This window comes from Burkholderia sp. MSMB1459WGS (genome assembly GCF_001534535.1).
Classification (GTDB): Bacteria; Pseudomonadota; Gammaproteobacteria; order Burkholderiales; family Burkholderiaceae; genus Burkholderia.
Map to the genome: position 1 here is coordinate 1 of NZ_LPMU01000006.1, position 23,430 is coordinate 23,430.

Below are 23,430 nucleotides of genomic sequence, written 5' to 3' on the forward strand. Positions count from 1 at the left end.
TGCCGTTGGCCCGTGAGGATCCACCCCTCTTTACCCTCACGTGCGTGGGTGGGACGCGTTCATTTCATTCTCCTTCGCGATGTATCGTTCGCGCATGGTAGCCGACTCCACGACGCTTACGCGTCCAGGCGAGTCACCCGCACGCGCTTCGTACATCGCCGTCCGCGCGATGCGCATCCGCCCGGCCATGCGGCCGGGCGCAACACGACAATGCGATGCGGCCCGACGATCGTGCCGCAGCCGCCGGCTCAATCGCCGAGCGCGTCCATCACGCGCGCCGAATAGACGAGCGCCGCGCCTGCATTCAACGCAATCGCGACGCCGAGCGCTTCCGCCACTTCCTCCTTGGTCGCGCCATGCTTGGCCGCTTCGGCCGTATGCACGGCGATACAGCCGTCGCAGCGCGTCGTGACGGCCACCGCGAGTGCGATCAGTTCGCGTGTCTTCGCGTCGAGATGGCCGGTCTTGGCGCCTGCGCCGGACAGCGCCTTGTAGCCGGCTAGCGTATCGGGCGACAGCTTGGCGATGTCGCCGATACGCGTCGAGAGTTCCTTCCGGTATTCGTTCCAGTTCAGCATGATGCGTCCTTGTCGAGAAGAGTGAGGAGGGCGGCGGGTGCCGCGATCTCGTGCGATGCAAGGCTATTCTGATCGCTCCCGCTGATAGTTTCGATACGCTAGAGTGTCGATTTTTAGCGCGATCGTCTCATGGATGCAATGAGTCAACTGCTGTCGCTCGGTCGCAGCCATGTCGAGCTCGACGTGCGCTGCCTGCTCGACGGCCCGTTCGCGATGCCGCACGACCCGCTGCCGCCCGGCGAGGCGGCGTTCCATCTGGTGCTGGCCGGAACCTGTCGGCTGCGTGCCGCCGACGGGCGCACGCTGGAACTCGCGGACGGCGATTTCGTACTGCTGCCCGCCGGCGGCGCGCACGACCTGCTCGACGCGGCGGGCAGCCGGTCGAAGCCGCTCGTGCCGCTGCGCGATTCGAGTGCCGGCGACGGCGCGGTGCTGCCGGTCAAGTCGAATCTCGATCCGGCCGACCCGGGCAGCGCGAGCGTGGATCTGCTCTGCGGACGGTTCGTCTATGCGCGCGGCGCGGGCGAACTGCTGATGCGCACGCTGCCGCAGGTGTTGCACGTCGGCTTGCGCGACGCATCGGGCGCCGCGCCGCTTCAACTGCTGACGAGCGTGCTGCGTACCGAGGCGTCGAACATGCAGCCGGGTGCCGGCGCGATCGTGAACGCGCTCGGGCAGACGCTACTCGCGTATGCACTGCGTGCATACGGCCGCGGCGCGCGCGTGCCGTCCGGCTGGCTCGCGCTGGCGGCCGATGCGCGCCTCGGCCCGTCGGTCCGGGCCGTGCTGCAGGCGCCGGCGCAACAGTGGACGGTCGAATCGCTCGGCGCCGCGGCGGCGATGTCGCGCGCGACCTATGCGAGGCATTTCCGCGAGAAGGCCGGGATGAGCGTCGGCGCATTCGTCGCGCAGATCAGGATGATGCATGCGTGCGCGCTGCTGCAGGACACGCAGCGCGGGCAGGCGGAAATCGGGCAGGCGGTCGGTTACCAGTCCGAGGCCGCATTCGGCAAGGCGTTTCGCGCGGTGCTCGGCACGACGCCGGGGCGCTGGCGGCGCGCGCGGCGCGAAACGTGAACTTGCGAGCGCGCGCATCGTGACGCGCGCCAAAGCTGCTACCATGCGCAAAACGCAGTTCAACGAAAACGATTTCGAACAACAAGAAAGAGAGGGCAAAGCAATGAACCAGACCACCATCCAGCAACCGTCGTTCGCGTTCGTGGCCGCCTCGTGGGCCGCGCTGCTCGCCGGTTTCGCGGCATTCCTGATCGGGCTCTGGAACGCCGGCATGCAGCTCAACGAGAAGGGCTACTACTTCACCGTGCTGGTGTTCGGCCTCTATGCGGCGATCTCGCTGCAGAAAAGCGTGCGCGACCGCGCGGAAGGCATTCCCGTCACCGGCATCTACTACGGTCTCAGCTGGATCGCGCTGCTGCTGTCGATCGCGCTGCTGATCGTGGGCCTTTTCAACGCGACGCTTCAATTAAGCGAGAAGGGCTTTTACGCGATGTCGTTCGTACTCGCGCTGTTCGGCTCGGTGGCCGTGCAGAAGAACACGCGCGATTTGCAGAACGCGAAGCCGCGCTATACCGACGCCGATTCTTCATCATCCATTCAGGAGTGACGGCGCGTACGGCAGGTACCTGACCAGACTGCCTGCTATGCGACGAGGTTCGCGGCGGCCCGCTTTCATGGGCACGCCATAGACCTCGTTCCCGTCGTGTCAATCATATCGTCGCGCATGACGGTGGAGATATTCCGGGCCGAACTTCAACGAAACCGAACCCCGTACGTGCGCGGCTGCTCATTCCGCGGCGGCGAACGTCGCGCCCGTGCCGAAGACGAACCCCCGCGCGGCCCTCGCGCAGGCTGTCGACAGCCTGAAGCACCTCGTGTCGACGCTGTCGAAACAGGCCGTGCCGGCGGCAGCGCTGGCGTAGTGGATCATCTACGCACGATGGCGTGCCGCCGATGCGTGCGCTGAAATCATCGTGCTGTCCGGCCACCAGTCGACTTCGTTGAGATCGGCACGGCAACGCTGGCAGGCGACTGACTGATGGTTGCTGGGGCGTTCGCAGTTGGATCGTGATGCCGTATTCGTTCGGGTACGCGTGTGCAGCGATTGTGATCGCGCGCAGCCAGCTTGCGCTTGCGGTCATGGTGCACGAAGGCGCGCATGGATAGCTGGAGCGAAACCCGCGCGTTAACGACGTGTTCGGGAAACTGCTCTCGGCCGGTCCGCTGTGGTTACCGCTGCGCACATTTCGTGCGTGCCATCTGAAGCGCCATCGCGCGCCGATGCAGCCCGGACGACTCCGTCGCGCTGCTGTTTGGCGTGGACGGCTATTCAGTCAGGCTCGAGCAGTTGTCGGCCGCTTGCGCGCCTATGCGTGTGGGATCGGCTATGTAACGAGCGTCGTGAAGCTTGCACGCGGCAAGTTCGCTCATGCCTTGCCGAAGATCGAGAAATCGTGCGCGTATACGGCGAGGGAGGTCGCGTCGATGCTGGCCTGCAACGGCCTGCTGTTCGGCATGCTCGCGTTTGCCGGACATCTGCTGCTATATGTCTCATTGTGGATCGTGCCGTCCGTCACGCTGCTGCCACTTGCCGGGCAGGCGATCTTCGAGCGCGCGGGGCTGCTGGGTCGTGAGGACTGGAGCCGCAACGCGCGCACGATCGTTCGGCGTTCGTGGCGGACGTTTCTGTTCGGTCCGCGCGTGATTCATTTTCATATCGAACAGCACCCGTTCGAGCGGATGCCGTTTCATAGCCTGCTGATCGTGCACCGGCAACTCGCGCAGCGCCGTTTGCCGACCGAAGGCAATCTGCACTTCGGATATGGAGCGGTACTACCGGACGTGAGTGTGCGCCGATAGGTCGTTCGATCTGGCGAGCAGATTTTTGGGGAGCGGACACGAAAGTGATTTCACATAGACGACGTACTGGTGAATGATAGGTGCACGGTCGCACTGAGCATCTATGCCAACTTGAGTCAGTCGGCGAGATTGGAAAGACATTGATCAGCGATCCAACTCGACGGACGGGTTGCTGATTTGGTCCACTTGCGGGTCCGACTTAGATTCCGCGCGATGACTATTGTGCGCATTTTCATGCCGTAACCTCATGAGGCCGTGTTGCGGTATCGGATTGGGACTCAACGCTCGTATTGGCATCTGCAACACAAAATCTGCGATATCCATTGCCATTGTGCGATCTTCTGATGCATCAGAGTGTGCCAATGCTTTTGCGATCTCGTGCCAGGCGATAAGAGATCCTAAATGTATATTCCATAAGAATTGTTGAGTCTCTTCATTCGGCGCTGAAAGTGGAAATCGCAGGGGAGTTCCTTGTCGCACCATCCAGACAGCTCCGCGTTTCGGAAAGCGCTGAGTCTGACCGCGAGCCATCCTCGGCGTAGCGTTCGCGTCGACGCCGTATTCTCGCAGTCGTCGCGCGAATGTTTCTCGCCAATCGCGTAAGTCTTGATTGCGTGGATTGAGTCTTCGACCGTCCGGGCCACGTGTGTGGACACTCAGATGTACATGGGGATGTGCTTCGTCATCGTGTTCAGCGAAGACATAAAGGCGGCCATCACCAAAGATCTCATGAGCAAAGGCCCTGGCCGCATCTCGTACTGCTTGGCGATTGGTACCCGGTGGCATAGACAGCAGCACGTTAAGGGTCTCTCTGCGTTTGCTATCCTGGGGAATTCCCCAGCCACTCAAGTGCCATTGTTCAAGTAGGTCATTCAGCTCCAATTTACCGGCAATCATGTGCCCGTCCTGGTCCTCTAGCTCGACATTTCCGTTGCGCGAAATGTATTGAAGATGGCGACGAACAGTCCCCATCCCCTGCGCGCCTGTTGCTTTGTTGCTGATCTTAACCATCACCTCAGGCGCACGTCGAAGCGTCAAACCCAGCTTCTCGCGCAAAAGGGATGCATGCTGAGGCAATATTCCGCGTGCAAGCTGCGGTGCGCTGACATGCCTCAGCGGTTCACGAAATAGTCGATCGCCCCAGTTCACCAAAAGCGCGTCGACGTAAGTTTTGGCGAATGGCATTTCAGCGGCTCCATCGATCAAGGTTACTCTGTAGGAGCGTCGTTACGGTGCGCAGGTGTGTGTCAATCAAGGCGCGGGTGTGCTCCCAATCGAATCCTTCCAGGCGCTCGCTACAATTTGGCCCCCTTGCGAGTTCACCGAGCAACGTCCGAATCGTTGCTAGTTGTCGATTCGACTCCGCGAGAAGTGTCATTTCTCGGTTCCCAAGCTGTGGTTCGCGCGTAAGCCGCGCTCGAATTTGAGCGACGATCCATCTGTTAGCGGTGAAGCCGTTCATATAGGCGACGCCTCTGACGCCGTCGAGTTCGGCCTGAGTGAGTCCGATCTGGATTCGCACACATGGCCCGCTGCGGACCGGCAGTGATTGTTGCGAATTCGGACGATCCGCTGCAACTTCAACAGCTTCAACCACTAACTTCCGCAGCGCTTCGCTCGGCGTCACACCGCGTTGTGTGCACCACGACTCCCACTTTGACTTTAGTGCCCCTAAGTCGACACTCAGTCGGGACCGGGATTGCCCATTTGTTTGTCGTCGTACGCTCATCATCGTCGATGGACCTTTGCTATTCGTAAAGTCTGATACTTCGCCGTGAGGCGAGTACAGGGTGCTACGTCCGAGCTTTACTTTCTCGAATGGCATCGTCTCAAGTTTCGCGCTATCGGTGCGCCTAAAAGTAGTGTCGACCGCAGCAACCGACAGCTAAGTCGAAGCGCCAAAGTGAACGACGCCACAAATACGGTGTCCTTAGTAACTAGGTCGTGCGTGTGCAGCAGCTTGAGGCTGAACTATAGGTTGCAATCTAAGCCGGCGTCGAGAATGCGGCAACTCCCTAGGTAAGGGAGGGTGACTGGCGTTCGCAATCTCGTCATACTAATTGGTTGCGAGCCGTAAAAATGGGTGTCGGATGCTGTTGGTGGATACGGGCGTGCTCTGGTGCGCCAGTGGAAAGCAACGTTGGCGTTGTCCCAGATTTTAGTCTCTACCGGGGCAGTTCTATTACGCTAGCCCAAGGAAGACAAGGAGTGCGCGGTTCACAGTGACCATCGCCTCCTCTTCCAGCCGGCCGATGGTCTGGCCGATCTTTTCGCGCCGCACGGTGAACATTTTGTCGACAGCGACCTGCGACAGCGCGCGTAAGCCGTTCAGTTTTGACGGGGCTATAGTTATGCGGATCAAGGGGGCATCAACAATTTCGCTCGACATGAGTAGCAACGCGACACTCGGGTGATCGGCGAATAGATCGGTCTGTACCACGAGCGCTGGACGCGCTTTGCCAAAGTCACCCTGGAGTGCAACGGTGACGATGCTTCCGCGCTTCACAGTGGGGTGCCGACATCGGCGGCTTGTTCGATGAAATCGAGCAGGTCGTCTTCGTGAAGGCTCTCGCGAATCACGCCGGACTGTCGTACACATTCGCTTGCAAAGCCTGGCTGCCGGGTATCAGGTACCCAGATTTGGATCGGTCTTAGTCCAGCCGCACGCAGGTTTTCCCGATAGATTCGGACACGCTCCGAAGTTGTCGTTGCCATCATAACCTCCCGTTACATGTAACGAGCGTAGCACGTTACATGTAACGATTCAATTGAGTATTATCTTTAGGGTCAGGATTTTTGTGCTTCAGGTGACTCAATCGAGACGCACATAAGCGGCGCGCCATGTGTGGGAGAGTCGGGGGCTTCGATACGAAGAATGAAGTCGAAGTATCGATTCGACAGTTTCGCCAGTTGCTCTTGTACGGCTCCCAAGTGAATGAGGCATTGGGCATCCCAGTTCATTCCTACGATAAGTTCGCCCACTGTGCCATTCCAATCGCTAAGAAGAATGGCGGCAACGCGGGCATTTTCTTCAGCGAACCGCTCGATGCGCTGTTCGATATAGCGCACATCGTCGCGCATGAGCATTCCCGCCACGCGCAGAGAAACGGTATGCGCTACCTTGTCGTGTTTCAGATGTACCGTTGCGATTCCTGCCAGATGTCGTGACACACGATCGAGTTGCTCCTGTTCCAGATCGTCGTGAACCGACAAAGCTCCTGACAAAACATAATTTGCAGGTTCGAGCATCGCAATTCTCCTATGGCTCAATCCACAAAATGTTCACAGCGGTGAACTTCGCTATGCGGGCGCACTCCCTGTAACGGGGGTCTCACTAGAATCCGCAAGTTCTGATGCCGTTCTGCTTCTGGTCGTTGGTCAAGTCGTGATGGCCAGTTCGGTGAGCGATTTGATGTGTTCAGGCGGTCCAAGAAGAACGATCGACGCTTCTCCATAGCGACCGCGCCCGAAGACCGCTCCGCTTCGAGCCCATTTCTGGGAAAATTCTTTCAAGGTGTCCTCGATTGCTTCAACTTCGTCATCGCCCAGCGCCCCGCGAATCCGGATGAGGAGGGATCGAGTAATAGTGTCCACCGCGAAATAGATTCGCGCGGGTGGCGCGATGCAGCGAGCGAAGTTCCTAGCGTGGATATGGCGAAATCCGTTCAGGACGGGTAAGGCGCCGGAAATTTCATAAGTGAACGACATAACACCTCACACATTGCGGATTCGTGGTGAGCCGGGTGGCTATACAGCACCGCTGTGCTGCCAGCCACGTGTATCAAACAGATACCTTTACGGTTGATTGTAGATTCACATGATAGATTGTCAAGGGAAAAACATATCAAATGAATGATTTCGAGAGCCGCCTGAGAAGCGAGCGACTGCGTTTAGGGTTGAGCCAGGTCGAGTTTGCGACTGCAGGCGGTGTTCAAAAGCACGCACAATTCCAATATGAGAAGGGGATGAGGCGACCTAACTCGGACTACCTGAGCGCAATTGCCGCCGCTGGTGTCGATTTACACTATCTGTTGACCGGCGAGGTCGCCGCTCGGGTGACTGGCGAGGATGAGCGGAGGGTGCTTTCCGGATATAGGGCATTGGATGTGCGACAGCGCGCGGCAGTCGTGGCCCTAATCGAAGCACTCATTGATTCGGCCGCTCCTCAAGTGAAGGAGCGGCAGCCATCTCAGCCCGAGGGGAATGTCGATCCGCTTGAATGATTGAACGGGTGCAACGTAGGTCAATGTGCGGTGGGTGCCCGGCCTGGAGCGGCGGGTACTAGCTGGTTGGATGTCTGTGGAGGACGTGGCTACAAGAGCGTGGCCACGGCGGGGCGAGTATTCGTGGCCGCATCGATCTGCGGTGCGTAGTCGACCGACGAGCCGGCAAGGGCACCGGATGCTTTCATGCGCGGCCGGCAAGATGACGTCGAAATCCCGAATGCGGCAGACGCAAAAAAGCCTCCGCGAGGGAGGCTTTTTGCACTATCGAAGATAGTTGGTAGGGTGGGAGGGACTCGAACCCTCGACTCTCTGATTAAAAGTCAGATACTCTAACCAACTGAGTTACCACCCCACGTTCTTGAAACCTGTCGGTTCGTTGCTTCAGCAACTTGAGCAACGACCTAAAGAGCAAAAGATTATAGCGACGGGTTGCAGGGCTGTCAACAACCCGTCACGATAATTATTTGATCGTTTCGAGCTTGCCCTGCGCCGTCTGCGCCGCGTTCGACCCGGCGTACTGCGACACGACCTGCTCGAACGTCTTCTTCGCGGCCGCTTTCTGGCCTTGCTCGAGCTGGTTCGTGCCGATCGCCACGAGGGCGTCGGCCGCGCGCGGGTGCTGCGGGAACTTGCTGACGATCCCTTGCCACGTCGCCGTCGAACCGCGGTAGTCGCGTAGCGCGTATTGCGCGTTGCCGTACCAGTACTGCGCGGTCGGCTGATAGGGGCTCTGCGGATACTTCGCGATGAACGCGCGGAACGAAGCCGCCGCCGCCTTGAAGTTGCCGTTGCGGAACTGCTGCTGCGCCGCGCTGAGCGCATCCGTTTCACCCGGCTGCACGGTGCCTTCGACACCATCGATCGTCGCCTGCTGCGGCTCGAACTTCTTGAGCCGCGTGTCGAGATCCTGGTAGTACTCCTTCTGCTGCCGCTCGAGCGTCGTCAGCCGGTTCGTCAGATCCTCGTTCTCGCCGCGCAGCGTCGCGACCTGCTGATTCAGCTGGTCGATACGGCCGGATTGATCGAGGATCGTACGCTGGGCGGCCGACAACTGGCTCGACAGGTTGTCGCTCTTGCTGCGCAGATCGAGTACGGCACGGCGCGCTTCGTTGTCGTCGAACATGCCGGCGTGCGCCGGCGCGGCCGACCACGCCGCGCCCGCGACGCAGAATGCTGCGGCAACGCGCAGCCAGGTTAAACGGTGCGTCATACGGCGATTCTTCCGTTACTTACTGTTGGTAGACGAGGTCGGCGCGGCGGTTCTGCGCCCACGATGCTTCGTCGTGACCCGTTGCCTGCGGCTTTTCCTTGCCGAGACTCACGGCTTCCATTTGCGAATCGTTCACGCCGAGCAGGGCCATCGCACGGCGGACGGCTTCCGCACGCTTCTGGCCCAGCGCGAGGTTGTACTCGCTCGTGCCGCGTTCGTCGGTGTTGCCCTGGATCAGCACGTGGCGTTGCGGGTGGCTCTTCAGGTACTGCGCGTGCTGCTGCATCAGCGGCTGGTACTCGTCCTTCACCGAATAGCTGTCGAAGTCGAAGTAGATGCTGCGCTTCGCGAGCGGGCTGTTCGGGTCGTTCAGCGGATCGACGTTCACTTGCGCGACGTTGTCGGCGCTCGGCTGCGTGCTGACTGCGCCCGCGTTGTTTGCCTTGTCGTCGAGCTTCACGCCCGACTTGCACGCTGCGAGCGCGCTGATCATCATCACGGCCAGGGCCAGACGAGCTTTATTCGACATCATGGTTACTCTCCTTGTGGTCATTGCATGAAGGGCCCCCACGACGGCTCGCGAACGGAGCCGCCCTGGACGGACAGGATCTGCGGCGGCGCGCTGCCGTCGGAGGGCACTGCAGCCAGAACATTGCGACCGCCCGACTGGGTCGCGTACAGAAGGTACTGGCCGTTTGCCGCGAAGCTCGGCGATTCGTCGCGATTGGTATTCGTGATGGCGTTCGCCGCGCCGGTCTGCAGATCCTGAACGTACAGCTTGAAGCCCCCACCCGTGCGGGAGATGTATGCGAGCAGCTTGCCGTCCGGACTCACGCGCGGGCTCGTGTTGTAGCTGCCGGTGAAGGTCACGCGCTGTGCGGCGCCGGCGCTTTCACCCTGTGCGGGCATCCGGTAGATTTGCGGCGCGCCGCCACGGTCGCTCGTGAAGTAGATCCAGCGGCCGTCCGGCGAGTAGAACGGTTCGGTATCGATCGAGCTGCTCTGCGTGAGACGGCGCAGGCCGCCGCCGTTCGCGTTGACCGTATAGATTTGCGTATTGCCCGTCAGCGACAGCGCGACGGCGAGCGTGTTGCTGTCCGGCGACCACGCCGGTGCGCTGTTGTTGCCCTTCTGGTCGGAGACCATGTAGCGTTTGCCGGTCGGCAGGTCATGGATGTAGACGATCGGCTTCTTGCGCTCGAACGACACGTACGCGACCTTCGTACCGCTCGGCGACCAGGCCGGCGAGATGATCGGTTCGGTGCTCGACAGCGCGATGCGCGCGTTCTGGCCGTCCGAATCCGAAATCTGCAGCTGGTAGCGGTTACCGGTCTTGATCACGTACGACAGCCGCGTGGCGAACACACCGCGCACGCCGAGCAGCTTCTGGTAGATGTAGTCGGCGATCTTGTGGCCGGCCGTGCGCAGCGTGGTGTCGGTGGCCGTCAGCGACAGGCCGCCGAGGCTTTGCTGCTTCACGGTGTCGTACAGGATGAAGTTGACCTTGTACTGGCCGTTTGCGTCGCGGTTCACGCTGCCGGCGACGAACGCGTTCGCGCCCTTGGCCTTCCATGCGCCGAGATCGACCGATGCGGTCTCGGGCACGGGCGTGCTGCCGGCGTCGATGTTGGTGAATTTGCCACTGCGCGCGAGGTCGGCGCGAACGATCGACGTGACCTGTTGCGGCAGGTTCGCCTCGTTCGTGAAATTCGCGGTGGCGATGGGGAACTGGGTCGACCCGACACCGGTGATCAGCACGTTGACCTGGGCGTTAGCGGCGCTGCCGGCCGTAATCAGACACGAGGCCACGAGTGCCCTGAAACCTAGCTTTGTCATCAAACTCATGCTTCTTGCTTCCCGTATGGCTTGGATCGCTGCGCAACGGCAGAGACAGTAAAAATACCCGATTCGTTCCCATCTGACAGCGACGCCCGGAGTGTAAGCGCATTTCGTTTCACTCTGCCGCCTTGAAGGTGATCGTAATGTCAGACGGGGTACGACCGTTAGAATCGGGCGGCAACGGGACCGACGCGTGGATCGCGTTGACCACGGCTTGATCCCACCCCGGATTCCCGCTCGAGCGGGAGACCGATGCGTTCAATACGTCACCGGATGGCGTGCACCGAATCTTGACGACGGTGGTCAGGCCCGCCCGCTCGCCGCCCCAAACGATGTTCGGCTTGACGCGGCGGCGCACCTTGTCGGCATAGCCGGGCGTCGCGGCATTGCCGCCGGAGCCCGTGCCCGTGCCGCTTTTCGCGAGGCCTTCGCCGCCGCCTTCGCCGGCGCCGGACAGCCCCTGCAGCTGCGCGAGGCGCGCACTGCGCTCGCGGTCGAGCTTCGCGTTCGCCGCCGCATTGGCCTTCGCGCGCGCCGCGGCTTCGGCCTTCGCCTTGGCCTGCGCTTCCGCCTTTGCCTTCGCGGCTGCGTCGGCCTTCGCCTTCGCCGCCTGCTGCGCTTCGAGCTGAGCCTGCTTTTGCTGCTGGAGTTTCTGCTGTTCGAGCTTTTGCTGCTCGGCGAGTTGCTGTTGCCTAAGCTTGTCGGCCTGCTTCTGTTTGTCGCGTTCCGCGGCCCGCTGTGCGGCGAGCGCGGCGGCCTGTTGCGCGGCGAGCTGCGCGCGACGTGCCTCCTCTTCCTGCTGGGCCTTCAGTTGCTGCGCGCGGCGTTGCTGCTCGAGCTGCGCTTCGCGCGCGGCCGCTTCCTGCTGACGTTTCTTCTGCTGCAGCGCGATGTCGGCCTGTTCGTCGTGCACCGGGGGAGGGGGCGGCGCGACCTTCGCGGGCGGCGTGGGCGTGACCACGGGCCGTGGCGCGGGGACGTCGGGCACTTCGGTCCACAGCTCGGCTTCGGCGCCGGCCGGCGTGCTGTTCTGCCACTGCACGCCGTGATAGAGGAACAGCGCGAGCAGCACGTGCATCAGCGCGGCGAGCGCGAACGCGCGCCATGTTCCACGCTCGCGGGGAGGCTGGAGCGGGTACGCGGATCTGCGCGTGGATTGCTGCCGGTTCATTGCGATTTGACGAGGAGGCCGACGCGCTTGACGCCGCGCGCCTTCAGATCGGACATCACGGTCATGACGGCATCGTACTGCACGGTCTTGTCGGCTGCGATCACGACCGGCTGGTCAGGGTGATCGGCCTGCCGGGCCGAGATGAAGCTGTCGAGCTCGGCCTTCGTCATCGTGTCTTCCTGGGTCGCGCCCGAGTCGCCCTTGTACTTGACGCTCATCGTGCGGTCGGCCTTGATGTTGACGACGACGGGCGGCGTCTGCTCCTGCGGCGCGGCGTTGCCGACGGTCGGCAGGTTGATGATCGACGGCGCGACGAGCGGTGCGGTGACCATGAAGATCACGAGCAGCACCAGCATCACGTCGATGTACGGCACGACGTTGATGTCGGCCATCGCGCGGCGCGAACGGCCGCCGCGCATGCTGGATCGGATAGGGCTTCCTGCCATGGCGCGCTCCTTACTGGGCCTGACGCTGCAGGATGTTCGAGAACTCTTCGATGAAGGTCTCGAAGCGGATCGCGAGGCGGTCGATGTCGTGCGCGTAGCGGTTGTACGCGACCACCGCCGGAATCGCGGCGAACAGGCCGATCGCGGTGGCGACGAGCGCTTCGGCGATACCGGGCGCGACGTTCGCGAGCGTGGCCTGCTGCACGTTCGCGAGGCCGCGGAACGAGTTCATGATCCCCCAGACCGTGCCGAACAGACCGATGTACGGGCTGACCGAGCCGACCGACGCGAGGAACGCGAGGTTGGCTTCGAGCACGTCCATTTCACGCTGGAACGACGCACGCATCGCGCGGCGCGCACCGTCGAGCACGAGGCCCGGATCGCTGAGGCGTTTTTCCTTCGCCTTGAGGAATTCGCGCATCCCCGATTCGAAGATCCGCTCGAGTGCGCCGATCGTGTGGCGGTTGTTGGCTGCGCTCTGATACAGCGCCTGCAGGTCGCCGCCCGACCAGAAATCCTTCTCGAAGCGTTCGGTTTGCGCGCGCGCGCGACGGATCGCAAACCACTTGCGGAAGATGAAGGTCCACGACATCAGCGATAGCAGCAGCAGCAGTCCCATCACGGCCTGGGCCAGCACGCTCGCGTTGAGGACGAGGGAAATGATCGACAGGTCTTGAGCAGTATTCATAGAGGTTTGAGTAACGTCCCTTCGGGAGTGCCCGGCAAGGGCGTCCGGTGTGCGTGCGGCGCGGCGCGCCGGCCATGCCTGACGCCGAACCTTGCTTAGTATCGAATCAGAACGGCAAGTTCATAGGCTGTGTCTAAACGGCGCTCATGCGAGCTTCGTTGACAGGTCAGGCTGCCCGGCGTCGTCGATGACGGGCCCGCGTTGCAGCGCGTCGAGCACGGCCGGCGGGATGGCCGCGGGCCGGATGCCGTGACGGTCGACGCAGCCGAGGCGGATGTGCCCGGCCACGAGCAGCGTGTCGCCACACCAAGCTTCCTGCGTGAATTCCACCGACGCGCGGCCGATGCGTCCGGGCCGGCTCGTGATCGTCAGCGTGTCGTCGAGTCGCGCCGGCGCGCGGTAGTCGAGCGACGTGCTGCGCACGATGAAGATCGCGCCGGTATCGTCGGCGAGCCGGCGCTGGTCGACGCCGCATGCGCGAAGCCACTCGGTGCGGGCGCGCTCGAAGAACTTCAGGTAGTTGGCATAGAAGACGATGCCGCCTGCATCGGTATCCTCGTAGTACACGCGCACCGGCCAGGTAAAGCCGGACGGCGCTTCCGGGGAGCGGGTGGGCTGAGTCATGGCGCGCATTCTACCGGAACGCAGGAACCGGATTCGTAACGGTTTCGTAACGGAATGTAGTACGACGCGGCACGCCGCGGGCCGGCCGGAGGCCGCCGCGGCGGTGCGCGATGCGTCAGCCGCGATGGATCGCGAGGCCGGCCGGCGCCTGCGCGACCGGCATCATCTCGATCGTATTGATGTTCACGTGCGCCGGGCGCGTCGCGATCCAGTAGATCGTGTCGGCGATGTCCTCGGCCGTGAGCGGCTGGACGTTCTGGTACACGTTCGCCGCCTTCGCGTCGTCGCCGCGGAAGCGGACGTTCGAGAATTCCGTGCCGCCGCACAGGCCCGGCTCGATGTCGGTCACGCGCAACGGCGTGCCGATCAGATCGGCGCGCAGGTTCAGGCTGAATTGTCGGACAAAAGCCTTGGTTGCGCCGTATACGTTCCCGCCCGGATACGGATAGGTGCCGGCAACCGAGCCGAGATTGAAGATATGGCCACGGCCGCGCTCGATCATGCCGGGCAGCAGCGCATGCGTGACGGTCACGAGGCCCGAGCAGTTCGTGTCGATCATGGTCTGCCATTCGTCGAGGCTGGCCTTATGGGCAGGCTCGACGCCAAGCGCGAGGCCGGCGTTGTTCACGAGCACGTCGAGCGCCGCGAATTCGGCGGGAAGGGCGGCCGGCACGGCTTCGACGGCCGCGCGGTCGCGCACGTCGAGCTCGAGCGGCAGAAGGGCGTCGCCGAGCTCGGCGGCGAGCGCATCGAGACGATCCTTGCGGCGCGCGGTCGCGACCACGCGGTGGCCTCCCTTGACGAAGGCACGGGAGATGGCGGCGCCGAAACCGGCGGACGCGCCTGTGACGAACACGATCATTGCTGCTCCTGGTCGGTGACGTGATAGCGGGTGGAATCCCGCAAGCCTACTGAGAATGCCGCACCGCGGCAAGGCGACGAAGCGTTTCGGCACGGGCGCGTAAAACCTGGCCCCAATTGATTCGGGCGCCCCGCCGTGCGGTTGCCTATTCATGACGCATCCAATACACTAATGCGCTCATCACCCCTGCGTGACTGGCGATAGAACCCTTCGGGTTCAAGGTGGAGCATCCCACCGTGAAGCGCGGGGCGCTGTTTTTGCCGTTCGCCTGGGCAGCCGTTGTGCGCCGTCGCGTGCATCGCCGGTGGCTGTCCTGCCTCGCGTCATACGGATTCTTCCGCCACGTCGAGCTGGTCTCGCCAGCAGCGCACCGTACTTGGCCACTCCGGTCAACCTGTACACACTTAACGGAAACCGTATGTTTGACAGAGCCCAAAGCACCATCGCGAACGTCGATCCCGAAATCTTTGCAGCGATCGAGCAGGAAAACCGCCGCCAGGAAGATCACATCGAGCTGATCGCGTCGGAAAACTACACGAGCCCGGCCGTGATGGCCGCGCAGGGCTCGCAGCTCACGAACAAGTACGCGGAAGGGTATCCGGGCAAGCGCTACTACGGCGGCTGCGAGTACGTCGACGTGGTCGAGCAGCTGGCGATCGACCGTGTGAAGCAACTGTTCGGCGCGGAAGCGGCGAACGTGCAGCCGAACTCCGGTTCGCAGGCGAACCAGGGCGTGTTCTTCGCGATGCTCAAGCCGGGCGACACGATCATGGGCATGAGCCTCGCGCATGGCGGCCACCTGACGCACGGCTCGCCGGTGAACATGTCGGGCAAGTGGTTCAACGTAGTGAGCTACGGCCTGAACGAAAACGAAGACATCGACTATGACGCGGCCGAGCAGCTCGCGCAGGAACACAAGCCGAAGCTGATCGTCGCGGGCGCGTCGGCGTTTGCGCTGAAGATCGATTTCGAGCGTCTGGCGAAGATCGCGAAGTCGGTGGGCGCGTACCTGATGGTCGACATGGCGCACTACGCAGGCCTGATCGCGGCGGGCGTGTACCCGAACCCGGTGCCGCACGCCGATTTCGTGACGACGACGACGCACAAGAGCCTGCGCGGCCCGCGCGGCGGCGTGATCCTGATGAAGTCCGAGTACGAGAAGCCGATCAACTCGGCGATCTTCCCGGGGATCCAGGGCGGCCCGCTGATGCACGTGATCGCGGCGAAAGCCGTGGCGTTCAAGGAAGCGCTGTCGCCGGAGTTCAAGGAATACCAGCAGAAGGTCGTCGAGAACGCGCGCGTGCTGGCCGAAACGCTGGTGAAGCGCGGCCTGCGCATCGTGTCGGGCCGTACGGAAAGCCACGTGATGCTGGTCGATCTGCGCGCGAAGAACATCACGGGCAAGGCCGCGGAAGCGGCGCTCGGCGCGGCGCACATCACGGTGAACAAGAACGCGATCCCGAACGACCCGGAAAAGCCGTTCGTGACGAGCGGCATCCGTCTCGGTTCGCCGGCGATGACGACGCGCGGCTTCGGGCCGGCGGAAGCCGAGCAGGTGGGCAACCTGATTGCCGACGTGCTGGAGAACCCGGAAGACGCAGCGACGATCGAGCGCGTACGCGCGCAGGTCGCCGAGCTGACCAAGCGTTTCCCGGTCTACCGCTGATCGCCGATGCGCTGCCCGTTCTGCCGGCATGACGACACGCAGGTCGTTGACTCGCGCGTGTCCGAAGATGGCGCCGCGATTCGGCGGCGCCGTCGCTGCTCGGCTTGCGACAAGCGTTTCACGACGTACGAGCGGGTCGAGTTGTCCCTGCCGTTCGTCGTGAAGAAGGACGGCAGTCGCACGGAATTCGACCGTCGCAAGATCGTCGCCAGCATGCAACTCGCGCTGCGCAAGCGGCCGGTTGCCGCCGACGCGATTGACGCGGCGGTCGCCCGTATCGAATATCAACTGCTCGCGACTGGCGAGCGCGAAGTGCGTAGCGAGAAGCTGGGCGAACTCGTGATGAACGAGTTACGCGGCCTCGATACGATCGCCTATGTTCGCTTCGCATCGGTGTATCGCCAGTTCGAGGACGTTTCCGAATTTGCCGACGTGATCGAAGAGTTCCGTCGCGCCTCTCCTGCCAAGACCCCACGTAAGCGCTGACGCGCTGCGTTCGTTCATCGTCTGCTCCGTTGGTTCAATTCGCGCCGATTGTGTCGGTCGCGATCGCATGTCGCCAGTCGGTCGGCTGTTCGGCAAATGGTGCGTGCTTGCACGCGCCGCTACAGTCGTCGCATCACCGCGGCGGAGGACGATTGCGATGGAACGGGACGCTTAACCCCTGAAGAATGTCGTGCAACGACTGGGCGGATTCCCGTTCGTCGAGCTGATGGTCGCTATGTCGCCCACCATAGCCGACGGTTCCCCCCGCGGCATGCTCGCGCAGGCGCCGCCGGACTGGCATGCCGTGTATTGAATAACGTTCGGGCGGCCGGCGGCGACGATTCGCCGGTGAGCTATGAATAGGCAGCGATGCCGCCTGACACCGGTCCGATGCATGACGTTGCATGCGGCACGTTCACGCTGCGCTCGGACGGGACGAAGGGCAATGCAGGAAACGATGGCGCCGACGAACCGGGCGCTATCTGCTGGGGCGGGCGCTGAGTTCGCAAGGAAGGCGCGCAGCGGCCGTGGCCGTGCGCGCGGGGATGCCGACGGTCAGTCGTCGTGTGCGTCGAGCCCGCGCTCGTCGCGGGACTGTTTCCAAATCCGGTAGACCTCCCATGCGGCGAAGCCGAGCGTGCCCCACTTCAACGCGGGGCCTGCACTCGCGCGCAGCAAGGAGCGAATGGGCTTTGCCAGCACGAGCGACGCGAGCGAGCTCAGCATCGGATACTGGTTGACGAGTTGACCGAGGCTTGCGTTCAGGTTCTTGGCCGACTGGCCGAACTTGTGGGAGGACAGGCCGGGGATGAACACCTTGAGCCAGCTGAAGCGCGTGACGGCCTGACGCATTTCGGCGGCGGCTTCCGCGAGTTCGAGCCGCTCGACTTCGGATCGCAGGATCAGCAATTCCTTGCGGAGCGCGCGGTGTTGCGATGCGCTCCAGTTCGATCGCGACGAATGGGAGCGGGATGAATTGCCCGTGATGTTCTGGCTCATGGCGCGTCGGCGAGAGAGGTGGGAGGGATGAGCGCGAGGGCGTTCACGACTTGCCGCGGAACAGCTCGCGGTCTTTCTCGAGTTCGGCGAGCGTCGCCTCGAACACGGTCGGCGCGTCGCGCAGGCCAGAGCGCGCCTTCAGCGCGCACACGATGCCGCCAACGGCATACAGCGCGGTGATCGCGGCGAGCGCCTGCCAGCGGTAGGTATCCCAGAACGCGATCGCGACCAGCACGGTCAGGCTGATGAGCGCCATCGTCGCGAGCATCATCGCGGCGAGTCCGAGGAACAGCACGCCCATCAGGCGCTCCTTCTCCTCGGCGAGCTCGATGCCCACCAGTTCGAGGCGCGTCTGCAGAAGGCCGATGGCGGAGCCGACGAGGCGGCGCAGCGGTCCTTGACCGGACGGCTGCGAGGGGGTGTCTGTCGTCATGGATGAGGGGCTTGCGCGTGCAGTGAGCAGCTAGGACAAAGCCGGCCGGCGCAGCCGGCTGGCTTCGACGCCCGCGGGCCGCGCGACGCGGCCTGCGGGACGAAACGGCGCCAAGCGCGTTACTTGCGGTTGATCAGCAGGCCGATCAGCACGCCGACGCCGGCGGCCACGCCGATCGACGTCCACGGATGCTCGTGCACGTAGTCGTCGGTCGCGCGCGCGGCCTTCTTGCCTTTCTCGACCACCACGACCTGGACGTCGGCCGCCTTTTCTTTGGCCTGCTTCAGGCGCGACATGGCCTTCTCGCGCAGCTCGGCCGCACGGTCGCCCGTGCTGCTCGCCGCTTGCTTGAGCAGGTCTTCGGCGTCCGAGAGAACGGTTTTGATATCCGACATCAGTTTCTCCTTGTTGATTTCCGACATTGCAACTCCCTTCGTGCTGTCATGCTGCAGGTTCACATCGTAGCGAAACCCCTGCCTGCTGGCGAGCCGGGAAGACACACGGCGGCAGCGCAAGACTGCATGGTAAACGACTTGTAATCATGAACAGAGCGGCAAAGGATTGAAAAGTTTCCCTCGCGGCCCTCCGCCCCACGACGACGCCGGGTAAAAATGACAAAAAAGTATGAATATCAAACGGAATAATCGTTCGCACGGCCCATTGCTTCCCGTAAGCTGATGGACTGCCCCGCGCTGTCCGGCGCGCGGTTTCAACCAGCATCGTTCGAGGAGGGAACATCATGAGTCTGCGTCTTGGCGACATCGCACCGGATTTCGAGCAGGAATCGAGCCTGGGCACCATCAAGTTTCACGAGTGGCTCGGCAACAGCTGGGGTGTCCTGTTCTCCCATCCGGCCGACTACACGCCGGTGTGCACGACCGAACTCGGGCTGACCTCGAAGCTGAAGGGCGAATTCGAGAAACGCAACGTGAAGGTGATCGCGCTGTCGGTCGACGGCGTCGAATCGCACAAGGGCTGGATCAACGACATCAACGAAACGCAGTCGACGGTCGTGGGCTTTCCGATCATCGCCGACGCGGATCGCAAGGTCTCGCAGCTGTACGACATGATTCACCCGAACGCGAACGAAACGCTGACGGTGCGTTCGCTGTTCGTGATCGACCCGAACAAGAAGGTGCGGCTCACGATCACCTATCCGGCCAGCACGGGGCGCAACTTCGACGAAGTGCTGCGCGTGATCGATTCGTTGCAACTGACCGACAATTACAAGGTCGCGACGCCCGGCAACTGGAAGGACGGCGACGACGTCGTGATCGTGCCGTCGCTGCAGGATCCGGAAGAGTTGAAGAAGCGCTTCCCGAAGGGCTTCAACGCGGTGCGTCCGTATCTGCGCCTGACGCCGCAGCCGAACAAGTAAGCAGCGGCAGCCCGGAGCCGCGGCTGCGACGACGAAGGCCCGCCCGGCAGCGATGCCGGGCGGGCCTTTTCCGTGGCGGCGTGCGCGGGCGCGGCATCGCTGCCGCGGGCGTCATGGCCGGATCGTCAGAAGAATGCCTGGATACCCGTTTGCGCGCGGCCGAGGATCAGCGCGTGGATGTCGTGCGTGCCTTCGTACGTGTTGACCACCTCGAGGTTCACGAGGTGGCGCGCGACGCCGAATTCGTCGGAGATGCCGTTGCCGCCGAGCATGTCGCGCGCGAGGCGGGCGATGTCGAGCGCCTTGCCGCACGAATTGCGCTTCATGATCGACGTGATTTCGACGGCGGCCGTGCCTTCGTCCTTCATCCGGCCGAGGCGCAGCACGCCTTGCAGGCCGAGCGTGATTTCGGTCTGCATGTCGGCGAGTTTCTTCTGAATCAACTGGTTCGCGGCGAGCGGCCGGCCGAACTGCTGGCGGTCGAGCACGTACTGGCGCGCGGTGTGCCAGCACGACTCGGCGGCGCCGAGCGCGCCCCACGCGATCCCGTAGCGCGCCGAGTTCAGGCAGGTGAACGGGCCGCGCAGGCCGCTCACGTTCGGCATCAGGTTCTCTTCGGGCACGAACACCTCGTCGAGGACGATCTCGCCGGTGATCGATGCGCGCAGCCCGACCTTGCCGTGGATCGCCGGCGCCGACAGGCCCTTCCAGCCCTTCTCGAGGATGAAGCCGCGGATCGCGTCCTTGCCGTTTTCTTCCAGCTTCGCCCACACGACGAACACGTCGGCGATCGGCGAGTTGGTGATCCACATCTTCGCGCCGGACAGCGAGTAGCCGCCCGGCACCTTCTTCGCGCGCGTGACCATGCTGCCCGGATCGGAGCCGTGGTTCGGCTCGGTCAGGCCGAAGCAGCCGATCCATTCGCCGGTCGCGAGCTTCGGCAGGTATTTCTGCTTCTGCGCGTCGGAGCCGAATTCGTGGATCGGCACCATCACGAGCGACGACTGCACGGACATCATCGACCGGTAGCCCGAATCGACACGCTCGACTTCGCGCGCGATCAACCCGTAGCTCACGTAGTTGAGGCCGGGGCCGCCGTATTCCTCGGGAATCGTCGGGCCGAGCAGGCCGACCTCGCCCATCTCGCGAAAGATGGCCGCGTCGGTGCGTTCGTGGCGGAACGCTTCGGTGACGCGCGGCGCGAGCTTGTCCTGTGCGTACGCCTGCGCGGCATCGCGGACCATTCGCTCTTCCTCGGTCAGTTGCTGGTCGAGCAGCAGCGGATCGTCCCAATGAAAAGTTGCAGCACTCATCGTCTCATCTCCTGTCGGCCCGAGTGGCGCTGACTCGGCCCCATGCTTTGCGGTCGGTCGGAGCGGGCGCCTCGGCGTCGACTCCGCCCCCGTGTTTTTCGGTCGGGCAGAGGGGCCTTCGGTGCTTGCTCCGGGCTGATGCGTGAAGTTCGCTTGACTTGCGTTCCGCTGTGCGGAACAATGTTTTGCAAATCGAACTCAGTGTAGCACCGGATGACACTTTCAACCATCGACGACACCCCGATCGACGAGCGCAAGTTCGTCGTCGCGCTCGCGCGCGGGCTCGACCTGCTGCGCGCCTTCCGGCCCGGCGAGACGATGCTGGGCAATCGTGATTTCGCGGAACGCACGGGCCTGCCGAAGGCGACGGTGAACCGGCTCGCCTATACGCTGACGGTGCTCGGCTATCTGCGCTACGACGAGACGCTCGGAAAGTATGCGCTGGACGCCGGCGTGCTGTCGCTCGGCTACGCGCTGCTGTCGGGCTCGGGGACGATCGATCTCGCGCGGCCGCACATGCAGGCGCTGGCGCGCGAGATCGGCGCGGCCGTGTCGCTCGGTTGCCGCGACGGGCTCGACATGATCTACCTGGAGACGATCCGCAGCGAGACCGCGTTGACGCTCGGGCTCGCGCCCGGTTCGCGGCTGTCGATGCTGACGAGCTCGATGGGGCGCGCGTACCTGGCCGTGCAGCCGGAGGACGCGCGCCGCGCGCTCTATGCCGAACTGCACCGCGCGGCCGGCGGCGCGGCCGACGCCGATGCGCTCGTCGAGGCCGCGCAGCGCGCGGTGGCCGAGTTCTCGACGGGCGGTTGCTGCTATTCGTTCCGCGCGTGGCACATGGACGTGAACGCCGCGGCCGTGCCGTTTCGCGAGCCGCGCGAGGGGCGCTGGCTGATCCTGAGCTGCAGCGGCCCCGCATCGTCGATGGACGAGGGCGTGTTTCGCACGCAGGTCGGACCGCGACTGAAGGCGCTCGCGCAGCGGCTCGGGCCGACGAGCTGAGCAAGCGCGCGGGCGTTGCCGTCGCGCGGCAACCGGTTGGTTCGCGCTGGGGTGGCGTAGAGCGTAAGGCGTAGGGCGTAAGGCGTAGGGCGTAAGGCGTAGGACGTAGGGAGTAAAGCGTGGGGCGCGGAGGCGGCGCGCCGCCGTCGCGTATTGCGCGACGGGAGAACCGCGCTCATCATCGTTCGCGTGCTTCCCGACGACGAGGTTTGCAATGGCGCACGCCGAACCGATGGAAGGCGGATGCGCGTGCGGCGCGATCCGCTACCGTATCGCCGACGTTCCCGCCGACGCGGGCTTTTGCCACTGCCGGCTCTGCCAGCGCACGACCGGCGCGGCGGTCGTTGCGTCGGCATCGGTGCCGATCGGCGCATTCGAATACCTGCAGGGCGAACCGACCGTCTATGCATCGAGCGCGTGGGGCGAGCGGCGCTTCTGCGGCCGTTGCGGCGCGCAGCTCGAATACCGGCGCTCCGACGCGCCGCAGACGGTCGAGATCAATTCCGCGACGCTCGACGAACCGTCGCGGCTGCGTCCGGCGTGGCATGTCTGGTACGGGAATCGTTTCCCCGGCATCGAGATCGACGACGATCTACCGAAGTACGCCGACGGCGGACCAGAATAGGCGCACATCGGCGTCGCGGCACCGGCGTCGAGCGCGCGCAAGCGCGTCCGGCCTTGCTGCATGAACGAACCAGGAGCCGACCGGCGTCGCGCCACGCTGCGTGCCGAAACCCGATCCGCGAAGCGACACGACACCGGCGTCCGCCATCCGCAGCGCCGCTCCCGCGCGCCTTCCCCGCCGATCGCTCAGGCCGTCACGACCTTCGCGAACACCGGCCCCTGCATGAACCGCACGTCGTGCTGGCGCAGCAGCTCGCACTGCGTCTCGTCGACGACGCCGTCGAAGATGAGCGGAATGCGCACGCGCTGTGCGTAGGCGACGAGCGCCTTGACCATCCCGTCGCGCAACGCGATGCCCGCATCCATCTTGATGTAGTCGGGGCGCGCCATGTCCGATTCGACCGCGAGGATGCGGCCCGGGTCCGGCAGCTTGTCCGCGACCTTGAACCCGTGATGCTGGTAGCTGCGCGTCAGGTAGCCGAGGAACGTCTTGTGGGCGACCGCGACCGCCGGCAACTCGATCACGATCCGCTCGGGCGGCAGCCCGAAGCGCTGCAGCACCGACGAGAAATGCTTGCCGTGGTCGTATTTCACGCTCTTGAGCAGCCGCTCGTGCACGCGCAGGAACAACAGCCCGTGGCGCTGCGCCCCGAAGAAATTGATCGCGTGCAGCGCGCGCGACAGGCGGTCGATCGCGACCAGCGTCTGGTCGTCGACGGCTGCGTCGACCGGATCGTGCTGCGCACCCGTGACGAGCGTGACGGCCTGGAAGCCGAGCTCGTCGCCGTAGCGCTCGATCGCGTCGGCGAACGACGTCGATTGCGGCGAGCCGGGCATCGTCACGTCGTAGATCGGCTCGTACGCGCTGGCGAGCGTGCGCTCGGGCAGATTCGCGCACGCGGTGCCGCCCTCGGCAAGCGCGAGGTGTTCCCGCAGATACGGCAGTTGCCCGGCACGGGCGACCAGCTCGGGGATGGTAGGCGGAATCATCGGCGTGAGAAGGAA

General features: G+C 63.6%; 28 protein-coding genes, 1 tRNA gene and 1 riboswitch. Of the genes, 9 read left to right on the plus strand and 20 right to left on the minus strand.

Features of this window, described 5'->3' with window-relative positions:
- Positions 1-248: 248 nt before the first annotated feature.
- On the minus strand, positions 249-578 hold the full coding sequence (locus WT97_RS02560; RefSeq protein ID WP_006484989.1) for a carboxymuconolactone decarboxylase family protein: 330 nt from the start codon (positions 576-578) through the stop codon (positions 249-251).
- 129 nt (positions 579-707) lie between these two features.
- On the opposite strand from WT97_RS02560, the gene WT97_RS02565 reads away from it, so the two are divergent.
- The 3 genes from WT97_RS02565 to WT97_RS32030 all read left to right on the plus strand — a co-directional run bounded on the left by WT97_RS02565 (position 708) and on the right by WT97_RS32030 (position 3,455).
- Positions 708-1,655, plus strand: coding sequence for an AraC family transcriptional regulator (locus WT97_RS02565; protein WP_060352751.1), 948 nt, complete (start codon positions 708-710; stop codon positions 1,653-1,655).
- 103 nt (positions 1,656-1,758) lie between these two features.
- Entirely contained in the window at positions 1,759-2,202 is a 444-nt protein-coding gene (yiaA, locus tag WT97_RS02570) for an inner membrane protein YiaA (protein WP_060352770.1), read from the plus strand.
- A 587-nt stretch (positions 2,203-2,789) separates the two neighbouring features.
- Positions 2,790-3,455 carry a fatty acid desaturase gene (locus WT97_RS32030; protein ID WP_257128441.1) on the plus strand — a complete coding sequence of 222 codons (666 nt, stop codon included), beginning with the start codon at positions 2,790-2,792 and terminating at the stop codon, positions 3,453-3,455.
- 144 nt (positions 3,456-3,599) lie between these two features.
- On the opposite strand, the gene WT97_RS32035 is transcribed toward WT97_RS32030, so the two are convergent.
- The 5 genes from WT97_RS32035 to WT97_RS33950 form a co-directional block, all read right to left on the minus strand.
- Positions 3,600-4,640 carry a relaxase/mobilization nuclease domain-containing protein gene (locus WT97_RS32035; RefSeq protein WP_082751308.1) on the minus strand — a complete coding sequence of 347 codons (1,041 nt, stop codon included), beginning with the start codon at positions 4,638-4,640 and terminating at the stop codon, positions 3,600-3,602.
- A gap of 997 nt (positions 4,641-5,637) precedes the next feature.
- Positions 5,638-5,961 carry a type II toxin-antitoxin system PemK/MazF family toxin gene (locus tag WT97_RS02585; RefSeq protein WP_060352754.1) on the minus strand — a complete coding sequence of 108 codons (324 nt, stop codon included), beginning with the start codon at positions 5,959-5,961 and terminating at the stop codon, positions 5,638-5,640.
- Positions 5,958-6,170, minus strand: a complete 213-nt coding sequence (locus WT97_RS32045; RefSeq protein WP_082751311.1) for an antitoxin MazE family protein — start codon at positions 6,168-6,170, stop codon at positions 5,958-5,960. The genes WT97_RS02585 and WT97_RS32045 overlap by 4 nt, the downstream gene beginning before the upstream one ends.
- 72 nt (positions 6,171-6,242) lie before the next feature.
- Positions 6,243-6,704: a hypothetical protein gene (locus WT97_RS32050; protein ID WP_082751309.1), complete on the minus strand. Its 462-nt coding sequence runs from the start codon at positions 6,702-6,704 to the stop codon at positions 6,243-6,245.
- 129 nt (positions 6,705-6,833) lie between these two features.
- Positions 6,834-7,163: a hypothetical protein gene (locus WT97_RS33950; RefSeq protein WP_156440197.1), complete on the minus strand. Its 330-nt coding sequence runs from the start codon at positions 7,161-7,163 to the stop codon at positions 6,834-6,836.
- Positions 7,164-7,303: 140 nt separating this feature from the next.
- Here WT97_RS33950 and WT97_RS02595 point away from each other — a divergent pair, with 140 nt between their 5' ends.
- A complete protein-coding gene (locus WT97_RS02595; protein ID WP_179949742.1) occupies positions 7,304-7,678 on the plus strand; it encodes a helix-turn-helix domain-containing protein in 375 nt (124 codons plus the stop codon).
- A gap of 278 nt (positions 7,679-7,956) precedes the next feature.
- Here the strand turns inward: WT97_RS02595 and WT97_RS02600 are convergent.
- The 9 genes from WT97_RS02600 to WT97_RS02640 all read right to left on the minus strand — a co-directional run bounded on the left by WT97_RS02600 (position 7,957) and on the right by WT97_RS02640 (position 14,521).
- A tRNA-Lys gene (locus tag WT97_RS02600) sits at positions 7,957-8,033 on the minus strand.
- 108 nt (positions 8,034-8,141) lie between these two features.
- Positions 8,142-8,891, minus strand: a complete 750-nt coding sequence (gene ybgF / locus WT97_RS02605) for a tol-pal system protein YbgF (protein ID WP_011544679.1) — start codon at positions 8,889-8,891, stop codon at positions 8,142-8,144.
- 19 nt (positions 8,892-8,910) lie between these two features.
- On the minus strand, positions 8,911-9,423 hold the full coding sequence (gene pal, locus WT97_RS02610) for a peptidoglycan-associated lipoprotein Pal (protein WP_006484980.1): 513 nt from the start codon (positions 9,421-9,423) through the stop codon (positions 8,911-8,913).
- A gap of 17 nt (positions 9,424-9,440) precedes the next feature.
- Positions 9,441-10,736: a Tol-Pal system beta propeller repeat protein TolB gene (gene tolB, locus WT97_RS02615; RefSeq protein WP_034206517.1), complete on the minus strand. Its 1,296-nt coding sequence runs from the start codon at positions 10,734-10,736 to the stop codon at positions 9,441-9,443.
- A 109-nt stretch (positions 10,737-10,845) separates the two neighbouring features.
- Positions 10,846-11,901: a cell envelope integrity protein TolA gene (gene tolA, locus WT97_RS02620; RefSeq protein ID WP_060352757.1), complete on the minus strand. Its 1,056-nt coding sequence runs from the start codon at positions 11,899-11,901 to the stop codon at positions 10,846-10,848.
- Positions 11,898-12,347, minus strand: coding sequence for a protein TolR (gene tolR / locus WT97_RS02625; protein WP_006484943.1), 450 nt, complete (start codon positions 12,345-12,347; stop codon positions 11,898-11,900). Before tolR ends, tolA begins: the two co-directional genes overlap by 4 nt.
- A gap of 10 nt (positions 12,348-12,357) precedes the next feature.
- Positions 12,358-13,035 (minus strand): protein TolQ, encoded by a 678-nt coding sequence (tolQ, locus tag WT97_RS02630; RefSeq protein WP_027783647.1) that lies wholly within the window; start codon positions 13,033-13,035, stop codon positions 12,358-12,360.
- 144 nt (positions 13,036-13,179) lie between these two features.
- Entirely contained in the window at positions 13,180-13,668 is a 489-nt protein-coding gene (gene ybgC / locus WT97_RS02635; protein ID WP_059779331.1) for a tol-pal system-associated acyl-CoA thioesterase, read from the minus strand.
- A 106-nt stretch (positions 13,669-13,774) separates the two neighbouring features.
- The gene (locus tag WT97_RS02640; protein WP_059501073.1) at positions 13,775-14,521 is read right to left on the minus strand and encodes an SDR family NAD(P)-dependent oxidoreductase; all 747 of its coding nucleotides are present in this window, start codon (positions 14,519-14,521) and stop codon (positions 13,775-13,777) included.
- Between the two features lie 180 nt (positions 14,522-14,701).
- Positions 14,702-14,802: riboswitch (ZMP/ZTP riboswitch) on the plus strand.
- Between the two features lie 137 nt (positions 14,803-14,939).
- On the opposite strand from WT97_RS02640, the gene glyA reads away from it, so the two are divergent.
- Positions 14,940-16,187: a serine hydroxymethyltransferase gene (gene glyA, locus WT97_RS02645; protein ID WP_060352758.1), complete on the plus strand. Its 1,248-nt coding sequence runs from the start codon at positions 14,940-14,942 to the stop codon at positions 16,185-16,187.
- Between the two features lie 6 nt (positions 16,188-16,193).
- A complete protein-coding gene (gene nrdR / locus WT97_RS02650; protein ID WP_050011738.1) occupies positions 16,194-16,673 on the plus strand; it encodes a transcriptional regulator NrdR in 480 nt (159 codons plus the stop codon).
- Positions 16,674-17,228: 555 nt separating this feature from the next.
- On the opposite strand, the gene WT97_RS02660 is transcribed toward nrdR, so the two are convergent.
- The 3 genes from WT97_RS02660 to WT97_RS02670 form a co-directional block, all read right to left on the minus strand.
- Positions 17,229-17,672 carry a DUF3318 domain-containing protein gene (locus WT97_RS02660; RefSeq protein WP_059791730.1) on the minus strand — a complete coding sequence of 148 codons (444 nt, stop codon included), beginning with the start codon at positions 17,670-17,672 and terminating at the stop codon, positions 17,229-17,231.
- 43 nt (positions 17,673-17,715) lie between these two features.
- The gene (locus WT97_RS02665) at positions 17,716-18,105 is read right to left on the minus strand and encodes a phage holin family protein (protein WP_034206528.1); all 390 of its coding nucleotides are present in this window, start codon (positions 18,103-18,105) and stop codon (positions 17,716-17,718) included.
- A gap of 119 nt (positions 18,106-18,224) precedes the next feature.
- Positions 18,225-18,527: a YqjD family protein gene (locus WT97_RS02670; RefSeq protein ID WP_006494044.1), complete on the minus strand. Its 303-nt coding sequence runs from the start codon at positions 18,525-18,527 to the stop codon at positions 18,225-18,227.
- A gap of 317 nt (positions 18,528-18,844) precedes the next feature.
- Here WT97_RS02670 and WT97_RS02675 point away from each other — a divergent pair, with 317 nt between their 5' ends.
- A complete protein-coding gene (locus tag WT97_RS02675; RefSeq protein ID WP_006476788.1) occupies positions 18,845-19,483 on the plus strand; it encodes a peroxiredoxin in 639 nt (212 codons plus the stop codon).
- A 125-nt stretch (positions 19,484-19,608) separates the two neighbouring features.
- On the opposite strand, the gene WT97_RS02680 is transcribed toward WT97_RS02675, so the two are convergent.
- Positions 19,609-20,796, minus strand: a complete 1,188-nt coding sequence (locus WT97_RS02680; protein ID WP_059779344.1) for an acyl-CoA dehydrogenase — start codon at positions 20,794-20,796, stop codon at positions 19,609-19,611.
- A gap of 213 nt (positions 20,797-21,009) precedes the next feature.
- Between WT97_RS02680 and WT97_RS02685 the strand changes: the two genes are divergently transcribed.
- Complete coding sequence (locus WT97_RS02685; RefSeq protein ID WP_060352759.1) at positions 21,010-21,801, plus strand: IclR family transcriptional regulator; 792 nt, start codon at positions 21,010-21,012, stop codon at positions 21,799-21,801.
- A gap of 214 nt (positions 21,802-22,015) precedes the next feature.
- Entirely contained in the window at positions 22,016-22,426 is a 411-nt protein-coding gene (locus WT97_RS02690) for a GFA family protein (protein WP_034206531.1), read from the plus strand.
- Between the two features lie 185 nt (positions 22,427-22,611).
- Here WT97_RS02690 and WT97_RS02695 read toward each other — a convergent pair whose 3' ends face one another.
- Positions 22,612-23,415 carry an EAL domain-containing protein gene (locus tag WT97_RS02695; RefSeq protein WP_034206532.1) on the minus strand — a complete coding sequence of 268 codons (804 nt, stop codon included), beginning with the start codon at positions 23,413-23,415 and terminating at the stop codon, positions 22,612-22,614.
- Positions 23,416-23,430 lie beyond the last annotated feature (15 nt).